Origin of the sequence: Chitinophaga niastensis (genome assembly GCF_003014755.1) — a bacterium.
In the GTDB taxonomy this organism is placed as follows: domain Bacteria; phylum Bacteroidota; class Bacteroidia; order Chitinophagales; family Chitinophagaceae; genus Chitinophaga; species Chitinophaga niastensis.
Window position 1 is genome coordinate 722,784 of sequence record NZ_PYAW01000001.1, and the last position, 26,552, is coordinate 749,335.

Consider the following 26,552-nt stretch of genomic DNA (forward strand, 5'->3'; position numbering starts at 1 on the left):
TAAATCCGATCAACCCGTTGCAAACGCTCATCAGGTATCTCACAGGAACAAACTGGCATATTTATATAAAAATAGGCAGCTCCATACTATTGGTGCTCATCTTTATTGGTTTGGTTGCCACCATCCTGCTGGAAAACCGCAACCCGGTGAAAGCTATTGGTTATATACTGGTGCTGGTATTTATTCCTATTGTAGGGCTCATCGTGTACTATTATCTGGGCCGGGATCTTCGCAAAAAAAGAAGATTTACACTCAAAGGAAGTAAAGATGAAGTGCTTTTTGCAAAATACTGGCAATCGCAACGGGCAGAAATTGAACAGATGCAGCTGGAATTGCGGCAGCTGGCAGGGAATAAACAGGAGCTTTCTGCCATGCTGTTAAACACGCGTCAATCTGTGCTTAGCAAAAATAACAAGGTACAGCTACTGATCAATGGAGAAGAAAAGTTTCCGGCAGTCTTTAGTGCACTACGCGCTGCCAAACATCATATACACATTGAGTACTACATGATTACGGCAGACGATGTTGGCAATGAAGTCACAGAAATTCTGATAGAAAAATTAAACCAGGGCGTACAGGTTCGCTTTTTATACGATGATATGGGCAGCGATAAGATCGGTGATATACCAGAGCGGCTGAAGGAACACGGTGCCAGTGTATTTTCTTTTGCTCCTGTGCTGATAAATTTTTACCTGAATGCCAACTATCGTAATCACCGTAAAATAATTGTTATTGACGGCACTGTTGGTTTTGTTGGAGGCATTAATCTGGATGATCGTTATATCAACAATGGCAAGCATGAAGTGTTTTGGCGGGATACACACCTGAAAATTGAAGGTGATGCTGTAAACCTGCTGCAGCTGCAGTTTCTGATGAGTTATCGTTATTGCAGTAAAGAAATATTCCCTTTTGAAACGCCTTTCTTTGTCAGGTCCGCATTAACAGGCAACTGTTTCACAGATATTGTTGCCAGTGGTCCTGATTCAGAGTGGCCTATAGCCATGCAATCTATACTCATGGCTATCAACATCGCCAAAAGAAGGATACGTATTACCAATCCCTATTTTATACCTACAGAGGAGTTGCTTACAGCCCTGCAAATGGCTGCACTGGCGGGTAAAGATGTGCAATTAATTTTACCCTGGAAGGGCGACTCATTTATTGTGCAACATGCAGCGCTCTCTTACATCAAAACCTTGCTGGCGGCAGGAGTAAAAGTGTTTTTTTACACACGGGGCTTTGTACATGCAAAAACGATGGTGATAGACGATAATCTGGCATGGGTGAGCTCTGTTAATTTTGATAACCGTAGCTTTTACCTCAATTGTGAAATTGCGGCATTGGTATACGATAAAGAAGTAGCTACCAGGCTGAATCGCGCATTTGAAGAAGATTTGCTGTACTCGGTTCCTGTACAGGAAACCCGCTGGAATAAACGCAATGTAGCCAAACGTTTTATGGATGCAGTATGCCGGCTCTTAACGCCGTTGTTATAAGGGCCTTAAATCTTCTCTGCTTCCGGATCGAGGAACTCACCATTGTCTTCTTCCAGATCTTCGTGCCTGTCACCTCCTATGCTATAAAGATTATTCTCTTCATCTTCTTTCCCTATCGCTTCTTCGTCGTCATCCAGCTCTGCACCGGGCACATCAAGGTCATCCCCTGTTTTATCCTGACGCCATGTCTCTTCCTGTTCATCGCTTTTTTTAGGGCCTTTCTGTTTACCGGCTGGTAACTCGCTATTATGCCGGAAAGAACCTGTTACCTGGTCAATATCAAGGTCTACTTCCCTTTCCCGGTTTTTGGTATTCATAATATCTTCGCTGGCCGGATATACCGGATAACCCGGAAACTGTTCGTCTTCCTCTTTTTTCTTCTCTGTGTTTTTATCTTCGGGCTTATCTGTTTTATCTTTTTTATTTGTCATAATGGCTTCTTTTTAGTGTTGAGAAAGATGAAAATGCCGCGCCACATAATGCAGCTGGCATTAGGTAACCATTGATAACAATGTGGGAAGATGATTGTTTAAAATTGCTACAGGAGCCGGTTTTCGGCCTGATTATTAATGCTTTTTACCTACAAGATTTATCTGCAAAGCAACACCGGCAGAGTACAGTTTCACCTGTCCATATCCTACCCCGCGTAGTGGAATCTTTGCATAAGGTTGCACGCCGATAATCAGGCGTTTTCCTGCGGGATGTTGATACAGCGCTCCAACATTCAACACAGCGAGGTAATGCTGATTTTCATTTTTCACCGTCTGTTCCGATGGAGGCGTATATTTATAGTTATACTGATATTTTTCCTTCAGCATAAAATAATTGGACATACCCAGTGTGGCACTCAAAGTATTGTTATTTACTTGCAGGAAGGTATAATTCGCATTGATAGGTATATCCAACACATCACAATTAGCGTTTACTCTTACAAGATCAGATTGGTAAGTACCATTATTCAGCACTTTATAATCCGAAGGAGTAGCGGCATATATTTTCTTACTGTACACTGCACCAGTAGTTACAAACCAATGTTTGTTGAAATAATAATGCAATAAAACACCGGCATTAAAACCAATGTTACCATATTTCAGTGATGGTGCTACATTTATATCCGGCCCCAGTGTTATACCAACGTATAAGCCTTTACTATTTATCTTTCTACGCGGATGTGTTGTTGTTTGATCCGCCGGAGAGCTAGTATTTATAGGTATTTCAGTAGGCGCACTTATTTTCGTATAGGCGTTAAGGTTATTAACATTTTTTGTTGGCAGAAAGTTTATATCATTGTTTTTTTCTGCCACACCAGGAACTCTTTTTTCAGGTAATTCATAGCTGTTAACCTGGTTATTTTCCGGCTTTTTATTTTGTGTAATAATAGCTGGTATCACGGGCACTTGTATTGCCTCCTGTTGTTGTTTACCAGGTGTGATAATATTTTCAGACAGATGATTATCTGTTTTTTGCACTTGATCTGCCTGTTGTTTATCAGGTGTGATAATATTTTCAGGCAGATGATTATCTGTTTTTTGTACTTGTTCTACCTGTTGTGTTATATCTGTTGTGATATTATTTTTAGGTGGCCGATCACTTGATTTTTGCATCATCCACCATCCGCCGGTCCCCAGTAAAAGGGGCAAAAGCAGCCACCACCACCAGGCTAACAGTGGTTTATCATTCTCTCCGGCATCCAGCAACGATTCCATTTTTGTCCAGGCATCCTGGTCAAAAGGAATATCAGCTTCAATCAGCTTGTTACGGACGCTATTTTCAAATGCTTCACTCATTTTTATATACAGACATATTTTGCCCCACACCATCAACCGATGTATTTGTGGAGGCATTAATAATTTTTTCCTTCAGTATTTTCTTTGCCTTGAATAAATTTGATTTAGAAGTGCCTTCTGAGATGCGCAACATAAGGGCTATTTCCTGGTGCTGATAACCTTCTATCACGTACAAATTAAACACGGTACGATAAGCCGGTGGTAAAGCTTGTACTTGTTTCAGCAGCTCTTCATAGGATAGCTTGTCTACTATTTTATCGTCTGTCCCGGGCTCGGGAATATGGCTGATATCATCTACAAATACCATCTTTTTTTTGCCTCTCAGAAAATCGATAGAAGTATTCACCATGATTTTTGCCAACCAGGTTTTAAATGATCTGCTGGTATCAAATGATTGGATGTGTTGGAATATTTTGAGGAATCCATCATTCATAATTTCAACGGCTTCCTCTCTGTTTTGTGCATATCTTAAACAAATGCTCATGCCGTACCCGAAAAAATTCCGGTACAGTGCTTCCTGACTGCTGCGTTCTTTTTTGCAGCAGCCCGCAATCAGTTCATTAATATTATTCGTGTCTTGCACAAAAGTTTCTTGCCTGGCTTTTATATAAAATGCAATATTCTCACCGCATAAAAGCAACTGCTTAATTTTGGTTAAGAAAAAGTTTGTTTCATTACCTAATACGAATTAAGATCAAAAATGGTTGCTTTTGCCTTAAAAAAAGGCTTTTCTTTTTAAAAAACGCATTTTTAGCCTCTTTATTCGATTCACAACTGTTTTTAACACTTATATCCGGCTCTTTACAGATATACGAAATTTACCCGCTTTCTGAAGGTCACTTTTTAGTGATTTTACCCATTTTTTTGCTGATTTTGCCTCTTAAAACAAAAAAAGAGGACAAGCTGCAAAAATCAGCTTGTCCTCTTCAAAAGATGTTTTTAAAATTTATCTGCCCATGTACACCATTAGTATTTGCACATCGCTTGGATTAACTCCGCTTATTCGACTTGCTTGTCCTAAAGTATGCGGACGAATCTTATTGAATTTTTGTCTTGCTTCATTTGATAAGGAAACTAACTTCGAATAATCGAAACTATCCGGAATAACCAGGTCTTCCAATTGGCTCATTTTTTTCACCAGTTCATTTTCCTTTTCAATATATACGTCGTACTTAATCTGAATTTCTGCTTGTTCCAACATGGCTGTATCGAAGCCCGAAAGTGCCTGTCCTATTTTTTCCACGTGTTCTTTCATGGCAAAAATATCCAATCCGGGGCGAAGAAGGATTTGATGCGCCTTTTGTTTTTGGGTTAATGGTGCTGAAGATTTGGCTTCCAATAGTGCGCTGATCTCTTCCGGTTCTACAGATAATTCTTTTAGAATACGCTTTATCTGTGCTACTCCTTCTTTTTTCGCCTGTACTTTCTGCATTCTTTCTGCAGAGGCCAGTCCCAGGTTATAGCTTCTTTCTGTTAAACGGAGATCCGCATTATCCTGTCTTAGCAGTGTTCTGAACTCTGCTCTGGAGGTAAACATACGGTAAGGCTCTTCCGTGCCTTTATTAATGAGGTCATCTATCAGTACACCAATGTATGCTTCACTCCTTTTTAATACAAATGGCGCCTCTTCCTTAGCCTTGAGGTGTGCATTAATACCCGCCATCAAACCCTGGCAGGCAGCTTCCTCGTAACCTGTGGTGCCATTTATTTGTCCTGCAAAGAAAAGGTTCTGTACATGCTTGGTTTCCAGTGAAAACTGCAGCTGTGTAGGTGGAAAGAAATCGTATTCAATCGCATAACCAGGTCTGAACATACGGCAATTTTCAAATCCTGGTACCAGGCGAAGGGCTTTCATCTGTACATCTTCCGGCAGAGAAGTGGAGAATCCATTAACGTAGATTTCAACAGTATCCCAGCCTTCCGGTTCTACAAACAGTTGGTGACGTTCTCTTTCTGCAAAGCGGTTTATCTTATCCTCAATGCTTGGGCAGTAACGTGGCCCAGTACCCTGGATACGTCCCTGAAACATAGGAGATCTATCGAAGCCGGTGCGTAACATTTCATGTACGGCATCGCTGGTATAAGTAATCCAGCAACTTCTTTGTTGGGCTGGTTTAATTCTTTCAATATCAAGGTAAGAGAATCCTACTATTTCCTCATCTCCCTTCTGTTCCTCCATTTTGGAGTAGTCCAAACTACGTCCATCGATGCGAGGAGGAGTACCTGTTTTTAAGCGATCGCTTTCAAAACCAAGGGAAACAAGTTGCTCCGTAATGCCTGTTGCTGCTTTTTCAGCCACTCTTCCGCCACCAAATTGTTTATCTCCAATATGTATTACCCCATTAAGGAAGGTGCCGTTTGTAAGCACTACTGACTTCGCCTGAATTTCATGCCCAAGCCCTGTAACTACTCCATGGCAACGGCCGTCTTTCACCAATAGGCCCTTTACCATATCCTGGTAAAAGTCCACATTGGGAGTTTTTTCCAATGCTTCACGCCATTTTGCAGCGAAAAGCATGCGGTCGTTTTGTGTACGGGGGCTCCACATAGCGGGCCCTTTAGAACGGTTCAGCATGCGGAACTGGATCATGGATTGATCCGTTACTATTCCTGAATACCCTCCCAGGGCATCTATTTCTCTTACAATTTGTCCTTTTGCAATACCACCCATAGCTGGGTTACAGCTCATTTGGGCAATGGTTTGCATATTCATGGTCACCAATAATACCTTGGAGCCCATATTGGCAGCAGCAGCAGCAGCTTCACAACCGGCATGGCCTGCGCCTACAACAATTATATCGTATGATGGAAACATAATAAATTTAGAAAGTGCAAAATTACGTAGAAGAAGGGATATTGTCCTCACAAAGTAGAATGTTCCACGTGAAACATTAGTTTCTTCCTAAAAGAGGTCTTTTACAATATTTGAAAGCTGTTGAATAGATATCTGTTCTTCAAACTTCAAATTCCTTATTCAAGGTAGATGTTCCCAATGAAACATTTAAATAAACTTATTCTTCCTCCTCATATAATATATTCATTGAACCCAGAAAAAGGAATGTTTCACGTGGAACATTCCTCTAATAAATTCATTTTTTTTAGATCCTATTTTTTGCCTGTTCAGGTAACTTTTTAATCAAACTAAGATATTCTACCAGGAACATTTATCTCTTATAAATTTAACTACAAGAAAATATTTAACCAGGTACAAATGGCCTTAAACTAAAAATGTTCCACGTGGAACATTTTTAAACATTATCATCAGGATCCGGTTGAAAGAAATATGCAATGTTTCACGTGGAACATTACAAACCAATACCTCCTCCCGCTAAAATCAGATCTTACCTTTTCAGAAATACTTTTGCAAATACTCATCTTCCTTGCTCCTCATTAATGCTGCATCTGCTTTACTTTTGTCTTTAAACCCGCATAAATGAAGTGCCCCATGAAAAATGACCCTATGCAGCTCCTGGTTTACAGGTACTTTAAATTTTTCTGCATTATCCACTACCCTATCAACGCTAATATATATTTCTCCTTCTGTTATAGAGGAATCCTCCCCCATTTCAAAGGTTACAATGTCTGTGTACGTATCGTGTTGCAAAAATTGTTTGTTTATTTCCAACAAATAAGTGTCAGAACAAAATACATAATGCAAACTCTTTAAACCTTGACCTTCCGCTTTAAAAAGATCCGCCAGAAATGCTTTCAGCTTCCTTTTTTCTTTTAAATTATCTTTTATCTCGTGTGAGGTGAATTGAATTGCCATTGATGCTAAAAAATTATGTGGATGTAAAAGTAAAGTGAAATTATGGAATCGATGGCCTTTCTTTTTTGCATATTGGCTGTACAAGGGTACCTTTGCTTATCATTCATAAGTATTCATCCCAAGTGCCGGAACAAGGTTTAAACAGATTAATAAGTAGAAATGAAAAAAGGCATTATAAAATTATCCTCCCTGACAACAGGTAAAAGCGCGGTAATTATAGAATTTGAAAAAGATGATCTTCATATTAAGCTGATGGAAATGGGTTGCGTACCTGGTGAAACAGTGAAAATTGAAAAAATTGCACCTCTGGGAGATCCCATCTCAATTATGGTAGCTGGTTATAATTTATCTCTTAGAAAAACTGAAGCGGATCATATTTGGGTAGAGGAAATATAATTTTCCTCTTCTTTTTATCAAAAAATAAAAAAAATTAGCTTTTTTACTCTTTTTTGATAAAAATTTCTCTTTTTATCCACATTTTTCGCTGATTTCTCTCTCTTTTAGAAAAAAATATAAAGCAAAACAAAAAAAATTGTTTTAAAACCCTCTGTTGTTAACAATTCAAGCTCAATTTTTCTATTACCAATAGATCCCCTTAGTATTAAGGTTACTCAGACCTTTGAAAATAAAATTTACCGAAAAAATAAATACTCCTTCAACTTCTCCGCCTCTTCCTGAGTGACTCCTGCTTCGAAAAAACTAAATATCCCAGGGTATCCACAGCAAAAACTAAATATTAAATTCTCAGCTTACTCAATATTGCGTGAGAATGCATCGTATATGCACACCTCTTCATGGCAGAAATATTTATTCAAATCTCAGCGCCTGATGAGGCGGCTGAGATTTATTCCAATCTCCGGATATCAAGGTTCAACAATAAAATAAAATCTCACAGTGCTGCTTGTGCGCTGAGATTTACTCGCCCTGCAACACCCATAGGAAAACAAAAAAAATTTCAAATCTCAGCAGCTAAGGAAGGCGCTGAGATTTTTATTTATGATTATTTCACCTATGGCTACTAATAAAAATCAAATTCCTGATTGTCAAGACGCTTATAGTACGCTGAGGATCACACCCATAATTTTGTTTCCTGTAAGTATGTAGTCTCCTGTTAAATATCTGATTCTCAGGGCCTTCCTAGTGACGTGACATTCGCGCCGATTTATAGAAAACATAGATAGTCAATAAATTTTATAAATATTGAATTCTCATGCCACTAGGAAGGCGCCGAGAATTCAATGAAAATTCATGGTGCTGTGTATCCCCAATAAGCGCTTCATTCTCAGCCAACTACAAGCGCTACGAGAATGAGATAAAATAAAAAATGCCGGGGTAACCCCAGCGTTAGGAAAAATAATCAATTCTCATGGTCCTTTTTAAAATCATGCCTATAGCTTCTAAGAATCTTGCTGTTACGCCAAAAACATGTTGATGAAAGGCAATATCAGGAGTCAGTTCATTTGAAAAAAGGAGATATTAAAGGCAATAAAAAGCACAGCTTCAAAAAAACAAAAGCATTGACAGTGCGATGAAAATTACGCTCCCGGCATAACCCAAGACTTAAAAAAACATCAAAAGCTCAGCGCCTTTAAAAATTGATGGCTAACAACTGCGTAGTTTAAAAATCAGGACATGGTTGCAGGAAAAATACAAATACAACATCCTCAGGATATTATCAGTAGCCTGAGAATTCCATAAAAATAAAATTTCTGCGTATACCCAATGAAAGAAAAATAATTTCAATTCTCAGGTCACTAAAAAATAGTTTCAGTTAGTTTTTAACATAAAAATGATGTGGGAGAAAATACTGCTGCAATATTCCGGGGAAAGATGAAGAAACATATGAAATTTCCGATTCTCAGGCCATTCGTAACACGCTGAGAATTAATCGATTCGTATACAAATACGAAGGCCGTGAGAATATTAAATTCTCACGGCCTGGCGTTGTATAAATTGTATCTATTATATTAAAAGTAAATTCAAAAAAAACTGAAAATCAAATAGTTATATTATAACCCAGCTGCTTCACTGATTGCTAACATGCGCTCTATTGGCTTTTTAGCGGCGATTCTCAGGTTTTCTTCCATTGTAATTTCCGGCTGTTCGTATTCCATGCACAAATACAATTTTTCCAGTGTATTCAATTTCATGTGTGGGCAGTCGTTACAAGCGCATGCATTATTGGGCGGTGCCGGGATAAAAGTTTTTTCAGGATTTTCTTTTTGCATCTGGTGAAGTATCCCGGTTTCAGTAACCACGATATATTCCTGCGCATCATCTTTGTGGCTGAACTTTAGTAATCCTGTTGTGGATCCGATATAATCTGCGATCGCGAGTACTGCAGGTTCACATTCTGGATGTGCAATAACTTTAGCTTTTGGATGACGCACTTTCAGTTTGGTAATCTTCTCCAGGGAGAAAATTTCATGCACCATGCAGGCGCCATTCCATAAAACCATGTCTCTACCCGTTTTTTTGATCAGATAGGCCCCTAAATTCCGGTCGGGGGCAAATATGATGGGCTGGTTGTGAGGAACGCTTTCGATGATTTTCTCGGCATTGGAGGACGTACAAATGATATCGCTGAGTGCTTTGATACCCGCCGAACAGTTAATGTAGGAAATCACAATATGGTCCGGATACCTGTCTCTGAACTTCTTAAACAGCTCTGGTGGCGCACTGTCGGCCAAAGAACACCCTGCTTTAAGATCTGGTAAGAGTACTTTTTTCTGAGGGCTCAGAATTTTTGCTGTTTCTGCCATAAAATGCACGCCGGCAAAAACAATCATGTCAGCATCAGTTTTTGCGGCCTGCTGACTAAGTCCCAAACTATCACCGATGTAATCTGCTACATCCTGGATATCTGGCTCCTGGTAATAGTGCGCCAACACAATGGCGTTTTTTTTCTTTTTCAAATTTTCGATCGCCGCAAACAAATCCAAACTGGGATCCACTGATATATCCAAAAATCCGTTGTGTTGCAAATTTTTTTTCGCGTCAGCGATTTCCATAATCATAGCTATATACTTCTTTAAATAATTAAAAGAAAAAGCCCACTACTATTAGGGCTGTGAATATGTGGAAATTTAATTTCCAGCTCAGATACAAATGTAGTTGTTATTCCTTTTTGCAACACTTTCCACATTAAATTAACATGCTGTTTCCGCATCAACACTGGGTTTTCTTACTTTCATCCACATACGTGGATATCGTTGTTAGTGAAAATCTTTTTCATAAAGGGGGTATTAGGAAAATGTTAAAAGAAGGCATTTGCTATCCACAAAATCAGGATCCCATTTTTAAGGGTAAATTTAACCACAATAACAAAATTAGTTTTACCTCCGGGGAGGGGCACCTTTTCCCAACTTATTTTACGTTTTACAGGGGGTTTTACACATCAATTGTGAATAAAAAACAGTTGGGAATGAAAAATGGTCAAACGGCATGTGTGTGGAAATTAGGTGTATTTTATTCACATTTTTATGTGGATTGTGAAAAATGGCTTTTTAACATTTGTGAATAAACCTTTTTGATGCTGACTGAGATAATTTTACGAAATTACCAGCTGTAGCGAGCATTTTAGAAAAATAAAGCGTTGAAAAAAAAGGAGTTGACAAATTGGCCTTCATGTGGAAAACCTGTGAATGACATATAGTCCACGAAAGTGTTATAAACCTATAGAACCCTTTACTGTATTGGGTTTCAGCGGTTAAAATACTCTTTTGCAGTTACAGTTATTTTATTCTATTTTTGCTATCCTTAAAAATGTAGACTATATAATATATGTCAGTAATTCAGAAAATCAGGGACAAGTACGCCGTCATGATCGTTGTAGTGATTTGCCTGGCTATTGTTAGTTTCCTGTTGCAGGATGCCTTTTTTGGCAAAAGTTCTTTAGCCCGTCGCAATACCAGCGTGGGTAAAGTAAATGGTGAAGAGCTGGATCTGGGAGATTACCAGCGCCGTATTCAGGATGCCGAAAATGGCGCCCGTCAGCAAATGCCTAATGGCAATATTGATGAACAAACACGTCAATATATCCGTGAACAGGTATGGAACCAGTTTCTGAATGAACAAATTATGCAAGCCCAGTACAAGAAATTGGGTATTGTAGTAACTGAAGCAGAAGTGGTAGATCAGATTAAAGGTAAAAACCCGAATCCGATCGTTGTACAGCAGTTTACCCGCAATGGTGTATTTGACCATGTTGCACTGCAACAAACCATTTCGCAGGCTGGCAGCAATCCACAGATCCGCGCAGCACTGGAACAACTGGAAAGCTATATTGCGAAATCCCAGGAGCAACAGAAATATGTAACCCTTGTTAAACAAGGTGTATATTATCCTAAATGGCTGGCAAAACAACAACAGGAAGATAACAGCCAGACAGCTGCTGTATCTTATGTAAGCGTTCCTTATGCTTCTATTGCTGACTCTACTGTTAAGGTTACAGATGCTGAACTGGATCGTTTTATCCAGGATCATAAACAACTGTTTAAAGTAGCAGAATCCCGTAAAGTAGAATATGTATCATTTGATGCTATTGCTTCTGCAAAAGATTCTTCTGTAGCAATACAACAGATTATTTCTCTGAAGAAAGAACTTGATACGACTAAAGATATTGCAGGTTTTATTAACCGTAATTCAGATATTAAATATTACGATGGTTATATTTCCAAGAACGAAGCAAAAGTTCCGCAGAAAGATTCTATCGTGAATTTGCCTGTTGGCGGTGTATTCGGTCCTTATTATGATAATAACCTGATCGTATATGCGAAAATGGTGGATCGTAAGAACATGCCGGACAGCGTAAAAGTGCGTCACATCCTGATTGCATCCGGTGCACAGGGCGGCGCGCCAGATGCAATCGCTAAAAAACGCGCAGATAGCATCGAAGTTGCCGTTAAAGGTGGTGCAGACTTTAAAGAGCTGGTTACCAAATATTCTGATGATCCAGGTAGTAAAGAAACCGGCGGAGAATATGAGTTAACGCCTTCTACTCAATTTGTGCCTGAATTCAAGAATTTTGCTTTTGATGGTGCAAAAGGTGAGATCAAAGTGGTGAAAACACAGTTTGGTTACCACGTTATACAGATCATGGATCAGAAAAATATTGGTCCCGCTATTAAAGTAGCTTACCTCGGTAAATCTGTAGAAGCCAGTAAAGAAACCAACAACACCGCTTACGGTGCTGCCAGCGATTTCGCCGGTAAGAGCCGTACTGTTGCTGCGTTTGAAAAAAACATTCAACAGGATAAGCTGAATAAGAGAATCGCTGATAATGTACGTCCTATGGACTTCGTTATCCCAGGAATCGGACAATCCCGCGAACTTGTTCGTTGGGCGTATGAAGCGAAGAAAGGTGATGTAAGTAACGTATTTACTTTTGATGATAAATATGTGGTAGCAATATTAACCAGTGTTCGTCAGGAAGGAACTGCCCCGCTGGAAGATGTAAGACCTCAGGTAGAAGCAGAAGTGAAAAAGCATAAAAAAGCAGAACAGATCATCGCTAAACTACAAACACCTGCTTCTCTGGACGCAGCTGCCAAATCCACTAATCAGCCGGTACTTAAGGCTGAGGGTGTAACTTTTGCTACTCCTTTTATTGCCTCTATGGGCTTTGAACCTCGCGTAGCCGGAGCTTCTTTCAATAAGAAATGGGGAACTGCCAATGTATCTGCTCCTGTTGAAGGTAATGCAGGTGTATACGTAATCAAAGTTGATAGTTACCAACCCGCTGCTCAGCCGGCTCAGGATATCGCTACGCAACAGGCTGCTTACGAACAGGGTATTAAATCCATGCTGGATCAGCAACTGTTTGAAGTACTGAAAAAGAAGAGTGATGTAAAGGATACCCGTGGCAAATTTTTCTAGACCACTACATTTTTTACTGACATAATTAAAGGGAAGCAGCAATGCTTCCCTTTTTTCATTTTATGGTATTCCCCTACCCGCCGGGAGCTTATTCATATTCCTTGTTTGATATTCGTAAATTTGTATTCTTAAATAAGGACGAGATGGACGAAATAATAAATAAAGTAGCGCAGAGCGGCCTGGAAACCATAGACCTGGAGAATTATTATCCCGCTGGAGATGTTGTGATCTTTGATATGAAAGATCACCTGTTTATGGGCTTGATTTTGAAAGAAAAAGACTTTCGTGCAGCCATGCAATCGCTGGACTGGGAACAATATCGTGGAAAAAATGTGGGTCTGATATGTAGTGCTGATGCAGTAATTCCTTTATGGGCCTATATGCTGGTGATGACCAACCTGGAACCGGTAGCTGTTTATGCCGCTTTCGGTGATGCTGAGTTTATCCACAAAACCCTGTATCTGCAAAATCTTGCTAAAATAGATGTAGCCTCTTTCACTGATAAACGTATTGTTATAAAAGGATGTGGGGATAAGCGTGTGGGTGAAGTGGCCTATGCCGAAATCACACGCTTGCTGCGTCCGGTGGTGAAAAGTATCATGTATGGAGAGCCATGTTCTACCGTGCCTATCTATAAAAAGAAAGGTTAGAACCAGCCCCGTTTCTTAAAAACAAAAATCATCAACAGCAGCAATATGCCCATTCCCCCCAGCGTGTAGAAATAACCGTTTCTGGATTCGAGTTCCGGCATATTGTGAAAGTTCATCCCATAAATTCCTGCGAGGAGTGTTGGCGGAGCCATCAGGGTAGTTACTACCGCCAGCACTTTCATCACCTCATTTAGTTTGAGATTAAGTTGTGTGTGGTACATTTCCTGGAGGTTGAGTACCGTATCGCGGTAGTTATCTGCCAGGTCATTACACTGAATGATGTGGTCATAAACATCCTTGTAGTATTTGGTAACGTTATCTTCCAGCAGATCACTTTCACTTTTCAGGAAACCATTCACCAATTCCCGAACCGGGGAAATAGCCCGTTTGAATAAAAATATCTGGCGGCGCAGAAAGTTAATGCGTGCAAGGGCACGGGTATCAGGACGGTGCTGCACCAGGTCTTCCATCAGCTCAATCCGCTCTCCCAAATTATCCAGTACCATAAAATAATTATCTACTATTATATCCAACAGGGAATAACAAAGGTAGTCCGCATTGCCGTTGCGTATGCGGGAACCCTGCAGCAACAGTTTTGCTCTAACCGGGTCAAATACATCTCTGCTGGGATCTTCCTGAAATGAGATAACGAAGTTTTTGCCAAGTACAATGCTTACCTGTTCCTGATCTACTGCAGATGTTTCGTTATTAAAGTATATCATCGGCAGTAAGCAGAAGAGCCGATCGTTGATTTCGTCTGTTTTTGCACGTTGACCCACACTCAGTATATCTTCTTCGATAAGTTGATGGATCATGAACTGCTCACAGATGGCATGTACTTCTTCTTTGCGGATACCATCAATATTAATCCAGCTCAGGTGAGAGGATTCCAGATATGGGAAAGTGTCTTCTATTTTTTCTAATACAATTGCCTTACAGAGGTTGCTGTTATAATCGAATACAGTAATTTTTGTGTTCTCAGCCGGCTGTCGGGTAGAGATTCCTTCCGCCGGGTTAAAATTCATGATGCGCTGTTTCTTCAATTTGAATGGATTTAGTACTTCCAGTACGCCCGGAATAGGCAACATTTTTTTTACAGCCATATGCAATCGATGTTATCTAATTGAAAGCCGAATTTAAATTAAAATTCTCTTAAGTATGCTTTGATAGAGGTGTACAAGCCGACTTGTGTAAGCAATAATATGCTTCTTTTTCTCATCAATCGGGGGAGAAGGAGTGAATAATAAATGCGTTATATCAGTCCTATGGGGTATATAGACTAATTAAATCCTGAATAAAATAGCTATTTGAGACTATTAACGTGCTAAAGAGGTGTAATTACTATCTGAAAATAGGATACGATATAAAAAAGACGGGTAATAATGAGGCGCAGCGGGGTATCAGGAAAATCCTTGTCCGGTGTTATGAGCCGGACAAGGATTTTGTATATTAAAATTTAGGGAGCTCTATTTCCGGTTGTTTACCGGTGGCCGGGCGTTCAAACGTATCACCGTATTGGGCATTGGCGGGTTTAAATCCGCTGTTCCATAAATAGAACCAGCCATTTTCAGCACCACCACCGTAGTCGATGCGGTCTTTTGCTTTGGCGGTAGCATCGTTGGAGAATTTCGCTTTGGTAAGTTCTATCCATTCGCCGGTATTGGTTTTGATCCAATGGTTACCAAAATACCCTTTCCGGCCGAGGTGGCCATTTTCAAAAGAAAAATCTTCCAGGAAGGAATACAGATGGCCCATGTATTTGCCGTCTTTAGGTGCACGGAAACTGGCTATCAGCTTCCATTCGCGGTGCTCCGGTACATAAAAGTAAGCTGTGTAGGTAGTAGTGTTGCCGGTAGGAACACTATGCATCAGGAAGCGATAGGTTTCGCCTGCTTTCCAGTTGTAGATCCAGTGACTATGTCCGCCGGTACCTTCGCCGCCAAATCCGCTGGCATCAACACTATCGCCTTTGGCCAACATTGCCACCTGGTCTTCATACTTTACTTTGCTGCGCTCCTGTGGCTCACCACCCGCGTCCCATACGGAAAAAATAATCCTTCTTTCAGTGGGAGAATTTACCTGCATACCAAAGTAACCTCTATGGAAGCCGCAAGACATGAAATATGTACCCAGTTTATCTTCTCCTTCAGGTACTTTAATTTCTCCATAAAACCACTCTACGTTTTTACCTTCAGGAACAGGATAGTTTAAATGCACAGAGGCCGCGCGGCGCCAGGGCTTGGGATTGAACTGAATATCTTTGGTGGCCGGGCCATCCAGTGTAACACCTTTTACATCCGCATATACTTTACCTTTCTTCTCCACTCCTTTTAAAGACACACAATAGAAACCAGGTTGTTTAATATTAGTTTGTAATACCGGGATGTTCGTATAGTCGTTATTGTTAGGAATGCTAATTGTTTTTTCTGTACCGTTCACAGATACGGTTATTTTACTTTCGGCATCTGCTTTGGCTTGCAGCGTTATTTTCAGGGTTCCGGTAGTAGCCGCGTGGAAATAAAAGTTCACGGTATTATTGTTGCCTGTCCAGTTGGTTACACCATTGTTATAGTTAATCTCTACATTTTCTTCTACCGGATCGGCGTAAGCGGTGAAACCAGGAAGTAGTACCTGCGAAGCCTGCGCAAATGCATGATTTGCCGCAAAGCAAATAGCCAGCAGTGCTGTAAGAAATGTTTTATTTTTCATTGTTCAGTTATTGTATGTCAACAAATAAAGCAGCATCTGCCACTAAATGCAATTCTATCTGAAAAAAATTACAAACGAATGAGAATCGATAATTTTATGCTTCTGGAGAAACATATCTCCGGCCCTGGGTTATGTCTTACTCTTTTTCTTTTTATATTTTATTTCCACATTTGCCACACCGGTATTCAGCATACCTATTTTGGAAGCAGCTTTATTTGATAGGTCTATAATGCGCCCTGGTGCAAAAGGGCCGCGATCATTGATGCGAACTTTTACACTTTTACCATTCGATATATTTGTAACGGTAACGCGTGTACCAAAAGGTAATGTTCTGTGCGCTGCAGTGAGATGGCGTTGATGAAATGTTTCACCGCTGGCAGTGCGTTTTCCATCAAACGAATTTGCGTAATAGGAGGCTTTTCCCTTTTCGGTAATTTTACGGCTACAGGCAGTTGTGCACACCATTAACGCAGCAATGGTGAATAACAACCATTTACGTTCAACGTTTGCTGGGATAGTTATCATGGTTGATACTGGTTTAGGCAGTGATATAAAAATAAACCAAAATTCTGACGCTTTCAGCAAGCTACCTCCTGCAGTTGATGAATGGTACTTTTTATCATAGCAGGTACTATTAACCGGTGAAAAGGTTTTACAAAAGGATCAGTTCCTTTGATAGGGCTAACGAAACAATCTTTGTAGTGGATAACAGATCCTGTCTCGTTTAACAGACAATCAGCCGGCAGGGAGGGTTGCGATATATTCAGCCATACTTAAACGCTACATGCTAAAAAGGATATCCTATTGCAATGTTTAGAATCAGGTTCTTTTTGCGCCATTCCGGATCACCGAAATTAAATTTATTGATTACCCAGCGTTCATTTTCCGGAAGATAAGGGATACGCAACGGGGTCGCCAAATCAAAACGTACTACCACAATGGAAGCGTCTATACGCAAGCCAATACCGGCTCCTACAGCAATTTCTTTGTAGAAGGAACTTAACTCAAACTTGCTTCCGGGCTTATCGGGTACATCTTTTTGCAGCCAGATATTACCTGCATCCACAAATGCGGCTACATTAAATACACTCGCCAGGTGTACGCGAATTTCAGAGTTGAATTCCAGTTTGATATCACCGGCTTCATTGGCCAGCAATGCAGAGGTATCTACTGCTTTGTTATGGTATGATCCAGGGCCCAGTGTGCGTGCCCTGAAGGCGCGGATACTGCTGCTACCACCGGTAAAGAACTGTTTAATAAAAGGTAATGTTGCAGAGTTTCCGTATGGTAATCCGTAGCCCAGGAGCAAACGGTTGATCCATTGTTTTCCCTTGCCTAAACTCCAGTAGTGACGGCCTTCCAGGGTTAATCTTTCGTATTGTGCAAATGGATTGCTTAATATGTTTTTAGTTGAATCTCCTTTTGGAACAATCAATCCCGCAATGTTTCCGGATATGTCTGCATTCCCGCTCAGATACCAGCTATGAATACGATTGGCTTGCTGGTTATTATATGTGATGGTGTAATTGCCACCGAGTATAAATTGTTTTTCAATAGCAGCACGCTGACTCGGATCATTGGCCAGTATGCTATCATATGCCGCTGTTGTTTTTGTGGGCAATACGTAAGTAATAGCCACAGGTGCAAAAATATGACTCAGATAAGCAGTGCGTTGCCACAGGTATTGTAATTGCAGCGTGTATGCGTTTAGGTTATACAGATCGGCACGGCTGTATAGTTCGTAACCAAGACTTATCCGCGTTTTGGGTACATAAGGAGTACGGATGTTTAGCCCCCTGATAGGGGTAATAAATCGCGGAAAAGTGACAGCGACTTCCGCTCCCAACCCATAAGAATTAGAAGCTCCTGAGCTTTTATTGCCCGTTTGCCATTCCAGACCAGCATTAAGACCAATCTCCAGCAGGGCTGCAGAATGAAGCCAGTTACGGTTTTTGGCAGTTATCCTTATTTCTGATCCTACAAATCCATTTGATTTAGAGGTGCCGCGTAATTCCGTTTGCAGCGAACGGCGCTTATAAGGGGTTAAATAAAATTTAGCGTCAAGCCAGCCACTATCAAGGGCAACACTGTTGTTTACCATCGCCTTGTAAGTTTTTGCCAGTGTAGTATCGCGTGTATAAGCAGTATCTTTCCGGACGCTGATACGCTTTATAGTAGTATCCTTTGTACCTGCTACATTTGGGCTCCCGCCCAGAATATTATGTACAGAGGTATCACGAACGGGACGAAACTGGCCCTTTACAAATTTAAATACACCCAGATTAATCAGCCTTTGCAGGGTAATATTATGTGAGCTGAGCTGGTACAAACTATCTGGTCGTAAAAATACAGAGCGATCAAATACAGTAGATCTGAATCTTTTGGCAGAATCCACGATGTAAATGCCCTTGTATTTTATAGGTGTACCAGTGGTGGACGCCGAATCATTATCCAGGGAATAGTCCGGGAATAATGTAATATCGTGCATCCGGTAAGGGCGTAGTGCCAGCAAGGGCGTGTTATCTTTTATCTTTACAAACAGATCTACTGTTCCGTGGTTGGTACTATCCACCTGTACCAGCAAATAATCCGGAGTAAAATAGTAGTATCCCTGTTCTTTTAATGCAGCGTGTATGCGTTCCCGTTCTTCCTTTATTGAGTCGAGAGAATAAGGCGCACCAACTATCAGGGAGCTTTCTTCTTTTGTATAAGTCATTGTTTTACCAATGGCGCTGCTATCTGTTAAGTAGGTTACACTCCTGATGGTATACCGGTGATTGGGGGTAACGGTATAATTGATGGATGCTTTTTTCTTGCCGGAATATTTAATTTCGGAAGCTACTTCGTCCTGGAAAAAGCCATGATCAACAAGATATTCCTGCAGTACTTTGGACGTATAATCAGGTTTGGCCTGGCTAAGTAATACGGGTGGCTCTCCCCATTTTTTTCGCAGTAAATAATTAAGCCCTTTCCCTTTGGGTTCTTTACCTAAATTATAGAGCCATAATTTGAAGGGCATGCCCAGGAATTTTCTGTTCCTGTTTGGACGGATCCTTTTGTTCATGCCGTCTTCCAAATTTGTATAGTCATTGGGTTTTTTCTTTGTGATCGTGTCATTTTCCCATTTCACAGCGCTACCGGTATACAGGCGATCTCCTTCCGGCACAGTGCGTGTAGTGCTACAGGAGCTGATCGCCAGGTATCCCAGGCAAAATATAATACAGCAGATGATATGGCTATTTGCTTTTAGCATCGGGCGTCGTCGTGTTTTTGTCGTCTTTCTTATCCTGTTTCGCGTTTTTCTTATCGCGGAGTTTCTGGCTTGACTTGTCTTTTTTAGTGCGTTGCAGAATTTCTCTGAATTCATCATAATCCATAATCAGCATAAATGCTACACCGGTTTCTACCACTTGCCCTTCAATGACTGTTTGATTATCATTACGCTGGTATACCCGGATCCTGTATCGACCGTCTCTGGATAGTTTATATTCTATGGAGATATCACCTACCAGTGAGCTGGCGTTTTGCTGATTACCCTGCAACATGATATTGGAACCAACGGATACGGTTAAACGATCACTGAAAAGGCTCTTTGATGCACCAATGTTAAGGTTGGTAGTTTCCTGTGCGGAGCCTGTGGAGTAGTCCTGCTGGTTTTGCAGGTCAAAATTCAGATCTACACCTTTTATGAGATTGCCAGCCAGGTTATTCAGTTGTTGAGAAAGAATTTTACTCACACTATTTTTTGCTGCCTGTCCTACACCGCCGCCACTACCGGCATCCAGGGTGCTCATGGGGTCATCCGGAATGAATGTATTCAGAATCAGGAGGCCCATTACCTGTTTATTTAATTCGGAAGGGACCTGGTTAATTTGTTTCAGGCGATTATATGGTGCGCCATTGAAAGCATTGCGATCTTTCTCTGCCATATCCAGCCGGAAACTGATATCTGGTTTCGACAGACTTCCCTTTATCATCAGATATACTTCAAAGGGAAGACGTTGTTTGTATTTGTTACGGTCTTCAGCAGACATGCTTCCCAGCTGATCCTGCACCAGGTCATAGGCCGGTGCATTAACCGTGTATTTGGCAGTAATATCCATATCGGCGTTGGTAGCATCGCCGTTAAAGGAAATGAAGCTGCCTTTTTCAATATCAAAAGAGCGTTTGATAAGCTGGTTCAGGGACATTTCATACTTGCCTTCAGATATTTCATAACGGCCGGTAAGACTCAACGTACTGCTGGGATCCAGTGTGGCGTTGATGCTGGCTGTACCCTTGGCCTGTACGTAATCACCATTTTGTTTATCAATAATAATCTTGATCACGGATGCTGGTGTAATATCTAAATTACCCGAGAAGATCATTCCCTTCAGCCTGGGATTCTGATATTTGAGACTATCCCGTTTTGCCAGCAGTGCGGAGTCTACCGGTTTTGATTTATCCACAAACTCCACCACTCCTTCCCTGTCTGCCAATCCGGGTGCATCTTCCGGCAGCATCACGGTTACACTTGATTTATCGCGCAGCTTCACGGTGGCGTCTATTTTGGGAAGATCCAGGGAGCCGCGGATCTTTACTTTACTATCAATGAATGCGGGCCCGTAAATCCACTGGTCCTGATTTTGTTGTTTGCCTAATGCCATGAAGTTATCTGCACTTACATCCAGGCTAAAACTATACTTCGTGAAATTAGTTGTGTTGATACGGCCATTCACCACCAATTCATTATTCAGGCTATCGGCAATGACGAGATTATTGAACAGCATACCTTTGTCGTCTATCAGAATATTTTCATCCTGCAGATGGAATGTGCTGCCAATAAAGTTGACCATACCTGCGGCATTATTAAAATGCAGGTTGCCTTGTACATGAGGGGCTGCTGTAGTGCTGGAAATATCAAACTTACCATCGGCATTACCAGACATACGGGACACACTACCCATAGTAAATGGCTCCATGATGGCCATGTTCAGGTTGTTGATATTCACATGGGCGTTAATGGTGCTGTCATAGGTGCCATCTACTTTTATGTCGTTATCATTACCGGTCAGTGCTGCCGTTAGCTTGTATTGATCCGGGCCATTGTTTTCCACATTAGCTTCCAGCGTTCCAAAGCGTGCATTCTTCACCGTTAGACTATCCACATTCAGTTTAGCGTGTATCAGGGGAGATTTGTTCCAGTTGTATACAGTTGCTTCCGCATTCAGCGTACCGCTAGCCAGCAATGTATCTGTAGCCAGCAGCCCGGTGATGGTGGATAGCTGGAAATTGGCAATATTGGCTTGTAACGCCGGAACCGCACCAGTATCGGCTTTGGTGGATACCTGTATGGATTGATTTCCCTGTGATAATTTAATATTAGCGGTATCCGGCGCGCCGTTTTTGATACGCAGGATATTATTTTCTGCTACAGTCCATTCCTGCTTGTTCAGCAGCAGTCCTGGCTTGAGAGATAACTGCATGACGTTATCTGCGAGGAAAGTGACTATACCACCCATCTTATATTTAGGTTGCCTTTTCACATCATCCAGTTGGAGATTGAAGTTGACCGCACCTGTATTGGCATGTGCAGTAAGGAAAGTATGGTACAGCGGGAAGCTGGGATGTTGCATGCGTGCCAGTGAAACATATACCTGCATGGAGGTATCCATGATGTGGGCTGATAGCTGTACACTATCTATCTGTAAAGAATCGTAATTGAGTTTAGGAACGGCTGCGTTTACAATAAGCAGACTGCTATCACTATTCAGGCGACCATTAATTATTAACGGCTGGTCCATCTGTAATGTGGGCAAGAGTGGTTTCAGGCTGTGCGGCCATACCAAAGAGCCATACCATTGTAGTTGTTGCCCTCCCGGTATTTTTACGATGCGGCCGGAATCTGCCGGCATCAATGGCTTTGTGATAATTTGAGAGAAAGCAGTACCAACTTTTGTATAATCGATATGCCCATTGGCAGTAATTAAGCCAAATGGACTTTTTAATGTGAGGTATTGCTGATCGTTATACTGTGCCAGCAGAGAGATGCTGTCCAGTGGAAATATATCTCCTTTGGTAGCAATTTGCCAGTCGGTTAAGAATGCTGTGCCTTCTATCCGTTGTGGCTCAATGCTATTGAAATCTGCAGCCAGATTACCTTTTAGCGTTAATGGTTTGGTGTACCAGTGGGTAGCATATAGATCTGCTTTTGTAAATGCCATATTTACTTTAAGCGCCTGAATAGTGGTATCTACCAGTTGGCCACTGAGGTCAAAAGTTGTGATGATGCTGCTATCTGCACTTTCTCCCTGTGCTTCAAACAGCCCTTTATTAATAACAGCTTTTACATTTACATCCTGGTACGTATAGGCGTTATAGGTAGCCTCGTTTAACTGAAGCGTTGCCCTGGCTATCATTTGTTTTAACGTATAGCCCTGACCGGTAGCGCTCAATTGTCCGGACATCCAGCCATAGGTAGTATCATACAACATGATACCGGGATTTGCGCGGAAGTAAGGTATACTCACCGTATAGCTGCTATGGATACTATCAGTGATATTGGTTAGCTGGGTATTAATGGTGGCATTAGCATAATCACTTTTCAGCTGTAGCTGTGTGAGCATGTTTTTTATACCACCTTTGAACATGCCGGTAATGATCATGTGGGGCGGTATCCGGGGAGTATCAGGGAGGGAGCCGGGAGAGAGCCAGGACCGGATTGGTTTGTTGCCGGACTCTATGAACAGGTTGGGTAAGTCTGCGTTGAGATGATCTACATCGGTAACATGTGTTATTTGTCCGTTTGTTGTTTTTATCAGGTTGCCTTCATGATCATTGATGTAGAGCTCTTTTATATTTAGTTCACCGAGGCTTCCTTTTAGTATAGCCGCCAGCGTTAGTTCCTTTTTCCATAGTGGTGCAAAATATTTATTCTTGCGGGCAGCGGGAACAAAGGGGAGCCATTCACCAAGGGCGATGTGCACGGAATCGAGGTTGGCATCCAGCCCCAGCTGATCCAGCTTATCTGAAACGCCGGACCAGGAAGGCGCGGTGATGGTTATTTGTTTTCGCAGGATACTTTTATTAGTCTGGAGCAGGAAATTTTTAAGTGCCAGGGTATGAGGTGTAAAGAGCACATCCATATTGGCTTTACGAATAGCAAACCCTGACCAGTCTTGCGCTGTAAGTGATTGCATCTCTACAATGATGCTATCCGGTTTATACTTAATGTTTTTGATTTTGCTGGAAAGGTGTGTGATTAGCAGGTGATTGTAATCCGGGTCTGGTCCGGCCGCTTTGGGAGCGGGTCCGCCGTTATCATAGCGGACGGCCAGGCGGTCCAGGTTTACCTGTGTAGCAAACAGCTGCCAGGTATTGGGGGTAGTGTCTAAGGGCGCCGGCGTTGAATCTTTTCCTGGTAACATCGCCAGCATACCATTGGAATTACTGATGGTGAGGTCGCCTATCTGGATACGGGTAGAATCCTGATCGATGTTGCTGTTACGCAACAGGAGGTCGCCAATCTGCCAGGCAGTACTAATACCGATGCCATCATTTGAGTAAAGGAAACTACTATTTTTGATCTGCAATTTCTTCAGCAGCAAATGAAACGTAGTACTATTGGTATCTACAGGAGGCGGTGGTGGCGCCGCTCCTGTTGTTGCCGGGGCAATATATTTTTGCCGGAAGAAGCCTTTCAGGCCATCTAACTGAATCCCTCTGAAAGCGTAAATACCATCATCTATCAATAAATCATCCGGATTTACATGAAGATTATCCCAGGTGACTACTGCGCTCATACCACCGGGAACATCGATATAGCTGACTTTTGTTTTATGTAACAAAATATCTTTTATCCGATACTGAAGTGTTGTACCTGTTGCCGGGGCAATGGTATCGGGCGTCGTTTTTTTACTGCTGAACGCATCTGCAATAAACTGGTAGTTGAAGGCACTATCTCCTTCGTGCCGGTAGACATTTACGATCAGGGTATCCCATTCCAGTTTATCTATTCTTAATTCGTTATTAAAAAATGATAAGAGGTTGTAATGTACTTTTAGTGCACCGGTATAGAGTAGTGCCTGATTGGAAGTATCGGCCACATATACATTGCGGAGTTCCAGGTATTGCCATCCGCGTGCGCGCAGATAACCGATCTTTACTTTTGTATGTAATTTTTGTTGCAGATAAAGTTCGCCTTGTTCCCGCAAATAATTCTGGACACCATTCAGTTGTAATAATAATACAGCCATTACGGGCAAAAGAAGCACCGCAACAATAATCCATATAAGCCATCGCCACCAGGGGCGGCCGTGTTTTTCTCCGGTTTCTGCTGGTTCTGTCACTATGATTTCTTACTATAGTAAATTACTGATATATAAACGTAAAAGCACGTTTATGGTTTACTTTACCGAAAGGATTGTGTTACCGGTGCGCTTGCTCAGGCGTATAACAAAATCCATACCTGGTGGTACAGAGGAATAATAGGTATTGCAAGGATACATTAAATACGGTAACGGACACACTATTTTTTGGGTGCCGGGAGAAAAACGGGGAGCGTAAAATAAGGTGGACGCGGGAGGAAATGGGGTGAAAATGAATGATTATTGTTTATACTTCGGGATCATCCACCCCTTGTTTTAACGCGTTTTTATCTTCTTTCTTAATTCTTTGTTTTACTTTATCCACATCTTCAGCTGGCGGTAAGGTTTCCGGTTTTACACCTCTTTCTATCAGAATTTTTCTAACAGCAGCATTGTTATCTACATGTTCTTCTGAGATATGGGTTTCGCCTTCCAGGTTTTTTTCTACTACATTATGACTGGTAAGTTCGGTCGCGAAATCTTTTGCCTTTATTGTTAATGTTGGCAGGAAATCAGCCAACGGTCTGCCATTCGGCACCTGCAATTTTTTCTTCATGTCCCGGGTATTAAAGCCTCCGAATAGGGCCTGATCACCCTTTGAGCGAATATTGGCAAAGCCCTTTTCATCTACACCTCTTTCATAGATAATACCAGATAAGGTTTTTTCGGATCTAGATAATTTTTCCCGGGCATTTACGCGGGCAATATCCAGTAATCTTTTTTCGATGATTTCCTGTTTGCGTGTTTGAACTGCGAAATAGGTTTGTGCGAAAGCAATGGGTGCTTTTTGTGCATCGCCACTTTGTGCAATAAGATAGCAGGCATAACGAGTCAATGCAAGATCTTGTAGTTCTCTTTTAGCATCACTACCAACATCAACCATTTTGCTGACATCAGCAAAATGGTCTGAAACGGCCAGCCCGCTTGTTTCACAGGAAATCTTTGCTTTTTCAATAACCTTTGAAAAATTTCTCCATTGTGTGTAGCCGAGAATTACTTGCAGTTCCCTGGCGCTCCAGCATTCAATGTTTTGGTGTACATAACAGGCCTGTTCAAATTGTTCAAACAGCGCTTCAATTAATTCCTTTTTCATGAAAAGAGGATTTAAAATTTATCTCACAAAATTGTGAAGCGCGAATATAAAGGTGGGTAAAAGGTAATTGGTTAACTACATCTTAATAGTCTCATATTGATCAATATTCATTTACTTCAATGTTGGTTTATTCCTTTGATTAAACCGGTATATATAATACTCCAGTTGATCTTTCTTTTCTTTATCTACTCTGAATTCATCCAGCAGTGAACTATCCTGGGGCAGGATATATTTTTTAAGATTGTAGGCAGATAATTCCAGTATCTGTCCGGTAACGATATTGACGACTTTTTTGAGTTGAACAGGAGTATTGATGCTGTTGACCGTCATGTCGGCCTGGTTAACGATGCCACGTGAGGGTTGCATAACATGCAGTTCATACATGCAGTAGTAGCCGAGTTCCTGTATTTTGTTCAGGCCATTGTCTTTGATATAAATATACTGACCATCGCAGAAGCCCCAGTAGTTTTTTATTTTATGCTCCTGCCCTCCTGCATCGCGGATGACGAGCTCGTTTCTGCTGGCAAGGAGATAGATCTGTGCGGCTGCGCTGCGGTTTTTGATAATCAGGTCACCTTCTTCCGAAGGGCTGTTAGTTTGAAATTCTTCAAAGGATTTATACAATCCTTTTTTCAGCGTCCGCGCATTGGTGATCAGGTCTGCCTGGTTCCTGTTCTGCGCTATAACGGGTATGGCCATCATAAGAAAGCTCCAAAAACACAACAGTTGTTTCATAAGGAACAAAAGTATCTGGTTTTAGGGGTGGTGGCAGGTGGAAATAGCTGAATGGGGGCTTTGTTTCTACTGATGTTGGATTTATGTCTTT

The 26,552-nt window shown here is 41.4% G+C and carries 18 protein-coding genes; 5 read left to right on the forward strand and 13 right to left on the reverse strand.

The window, feature by feature from the left end; all coding sequences use genetic code 11:
- Positions 1-17: 17 nt before the first annotated feature.
- Complete coding sequence (cls, locus tag CLV51_RS03110) at positions 18-1,496, forward strand: cardiolipin synthase (protein WP_158266919.1); 1,479 nt, start codon at positions 18-20, stop codon at positions 1,494-1,496.
- 5 nt (positions 1,497-1,501) lie between these two features.
- On the opposite strand, the gene CLV51_RS03115 is transcribed toward cls, so the two are convergent.
- The 5 genes from CLV51_RS03115 to ybeY all read right to left on the reverse strand — a co-directional run bounded on the left by CLV51_RS03115 (position 1,502) and on the right by ybeY (position 7,052).
- Complete coding sequence (locus CLV51_RS03115; RefSeq protein ID WP_106526544.1) at positions 1,502-1,927, reverse strand: hypothetical protein; 426 nt, start codon at positions 1,925-1,927, stop codon at positions 1,502-1,504.
- 135 nt (positions 1,928-2,062) lie between these two features.
- Positions 2,063-3,283 (reverse strand): outer membrane beta-barrel protein, encoded by a 1,221-nt coding sequence (locus CLV51_RS03120; RefSeq protein ID WP_158266920.1) that lies wholly within the window; start codon positions 3,281-3,283, stop codon positions 2,063-2,065.
- Positions 3,276-3,866, reverse strand: a complete 591-nt coding sequence (locus CLV51_RS03125; RefSeq protein WP_106527566.1) for an RNA polymerase sigma factor — start codon at positions 3,864-3,866, stop codon at positions 3,276-3,278. The genes CLV51_RS03120 and CLV51_RS03125 overlap by 8 nt, the downstream gene beginning before the upstream one ends.
- Before the next feature lie 363 nt (positions 3,867-4,229).
- On the reverse strand, positions 4,230-6,098 hold the full coding sequence (gene mnmG / locus CLV51_RS03130; RefSeq protein ID WP_106526546.1) for a tRNA uridine-5-carboxymethylaminomethyl(34) synthesis enzyme MnmG: 1,869 nt from the start codon (positions 6,096-6,098) through the stop codon (positions 4,230-4,232).
- 534 nt (positions 6,099-6,632) lie between these two features.
- Positions 6,633-7,052 (reverse strand): rRNA maturation RNase YbeY, encoded by a 420-nt coding sequence (gene ybeY / locus CLV51_RS03135; protein ID WP_106526547.1) that lies wholly within the window; start codon positions 7,050-7,052, stop codon positions 6,633-6,635.
- 159 nt (positions 7,053-7,211) lie between these two features.
- Here ybeY and CLV51_RS03140 point away from each other — a divergent pair, with 159 nt between their 5' ends.
- Complete coding sequence (locus tag CLV51_RS03140; protein WP_106526548.1) at positions 7,212-7,448, forward strand: FeoA family protein; 237 nt, start codon at positions 7,212-7,214, stop codon at positions 7,446-7,448.
- Between the two features lie 398 nt (positions 7,449-7,846).
- Complete coding sequence (locus CLV51_RS03145) at positions 7,847-8,074, forward strand: hypothetical protein (RefSeq protein ID WP_106526549.1); 228 nt, start codon at positions 7,847-7,849, stop codon at positions 8,072-8,074.
- Between the two features lie 987 nt (positions 8,075-9,061).
- Here CLV51_RS03145 and nadA read toward each other — a convergent pair.
- The gene (gene nadA / locus CLV51_RS03150) at positions 9,062-10,063 is read right to left on the reverse strand and encodes a quinolinate synthase NadA (protein ID WP_106527567.1); all 1,002 of its coding nucleotides are present in this window, start codon (positions 10,061-10,063) and stop codon (positions 9,062-9,064) included.
- A 772-nt stretch (positions 10,064-10,835) separates the two neighbouring features.
- Here nadA and CLV51_RS03160 point away from each other — a divergent pair.
- Both CLV51_RS03160 and CLV51_RS03165 read left to right on the forward strand, forming a co-directional pair.
- Positions 10,836-12,929, forward strand: coding sequence for a peptidylprolyl isomerase (locus CLV51_RS03160; RefSeq protein ID WP_106526551.1), 2,094 nt, complete (start codon positions 10,836-10,838; stop codon positions 12,927-12,929).
- 143 nt (positions 12,930-13,072) lie between these two features.
- Positions 13,073-13,579 (forward strand): DUF2480 family protein, encoded by a 507-nt coding sequence (locus CLV51_RS03165; protein ID WP_106527568.1) that lies wholly within the window; start codon positions 13,073-13,075, stop codon positions 13,577-13,579.
- Here the strand turns inward: CLV51_RS03165 and corA are convergent.
- From corA to CLV51_RS03200, 7 genes are all read right to left on the reverse strand, one after another.
- The gene (corA, locus tag CLV51_RS03170; protein ID WP_106526552.1) at positions 13,576-14,682 is read right to left on the reverse strand and encodes a magnesium/cobalt transporter CorA; all 1,107 of its coding nucleotides are present in this window, start codon (positions 14,680-14,682) and stop codon (positions 13,576-13,578) included. The two genes, CLV51_RS03165 and corA, sit on opposite strands and share 4 nt — an antisense overlap.
- Before the next feature lie 346 nt (positions 14,683-15,028).
- Positions 15,029-16,288: a DUF3472 domain-containing protein gene (locus CLV51_RS03175; protein WP_106526553.1), complete on the reverse strand. Its 1,260-nt coding sequence runs from the start codon at positions 16,286-16,288 to the stop codon at positions 15,029-15,031.
- A gap of 129 nt (positions 16,289-16,417) precedes the next feature.
- Positions 16,418-16,813, reverse strand: a complete 396-nt coding sequence (locus CLV51_RS03180) for a septal ring lytic transglycosylase RlpA family protein (RefSeq protein WP_106527569.1) — start codon at positions 16,811-16,813, stop codon at positions 16,418-16,420.
- Positions 16,814-17,075: 262 nt separating this feature from the next.
- The gene (gene tamL / locus CLV51_RS03185; RefSeq protein ID WP_158266921.1) at positions 17,076-19,541 is read right to left on the reverse strand and encodes a translocation and assembly module lipoprotein TamL; all 2,466 of its coding nucleotides are present in this window, start codon (positions 19,539-19,541) and stop codon (positions 17,076-17,078) included.
- Positions 19,525-24,615, reverse strand: coding sequence for a translocation/assembly module TamB domain-containing protein (locus tag CLV51_RS03190; RefSeq protein ID WP_106526555.1), 5,091 nt, complete (start codon positions 24,613-24,615; stop codon positions 19,525-19,527). Before CLV51_RS03190 ends, tamL begins: the two co-directional genes overlap by 17 nt.
- Before the next feature lie 265 nt (positions 24,616-24,880).
- Positions 24,881-25,726, reverse strand: a complete 846-nt coding sequence (dinD, locus tag CLV51_RS03195) for a DNA damage-inducible protein D (RefSeq protein ID WP_106526556.1) — start codon at positions 25,724-25,726, stop codon at positions 24,881-24,883.
- A gap of 111 nt (positions 25,727-25,837) precedes the next feature.
- Positions 25,838-26,461, reverse strand: coding sequence for a hypothetical protein (locus CLV51_RS03200; RefSeq protein WP_106526557.1), 624 nt, complete (start codon positions 26,459-26,461; stop codon positions 25,838-25,840).
- Between the last annotated feature and the right edge of the window lie 91 nt (positions 26,462-26,552).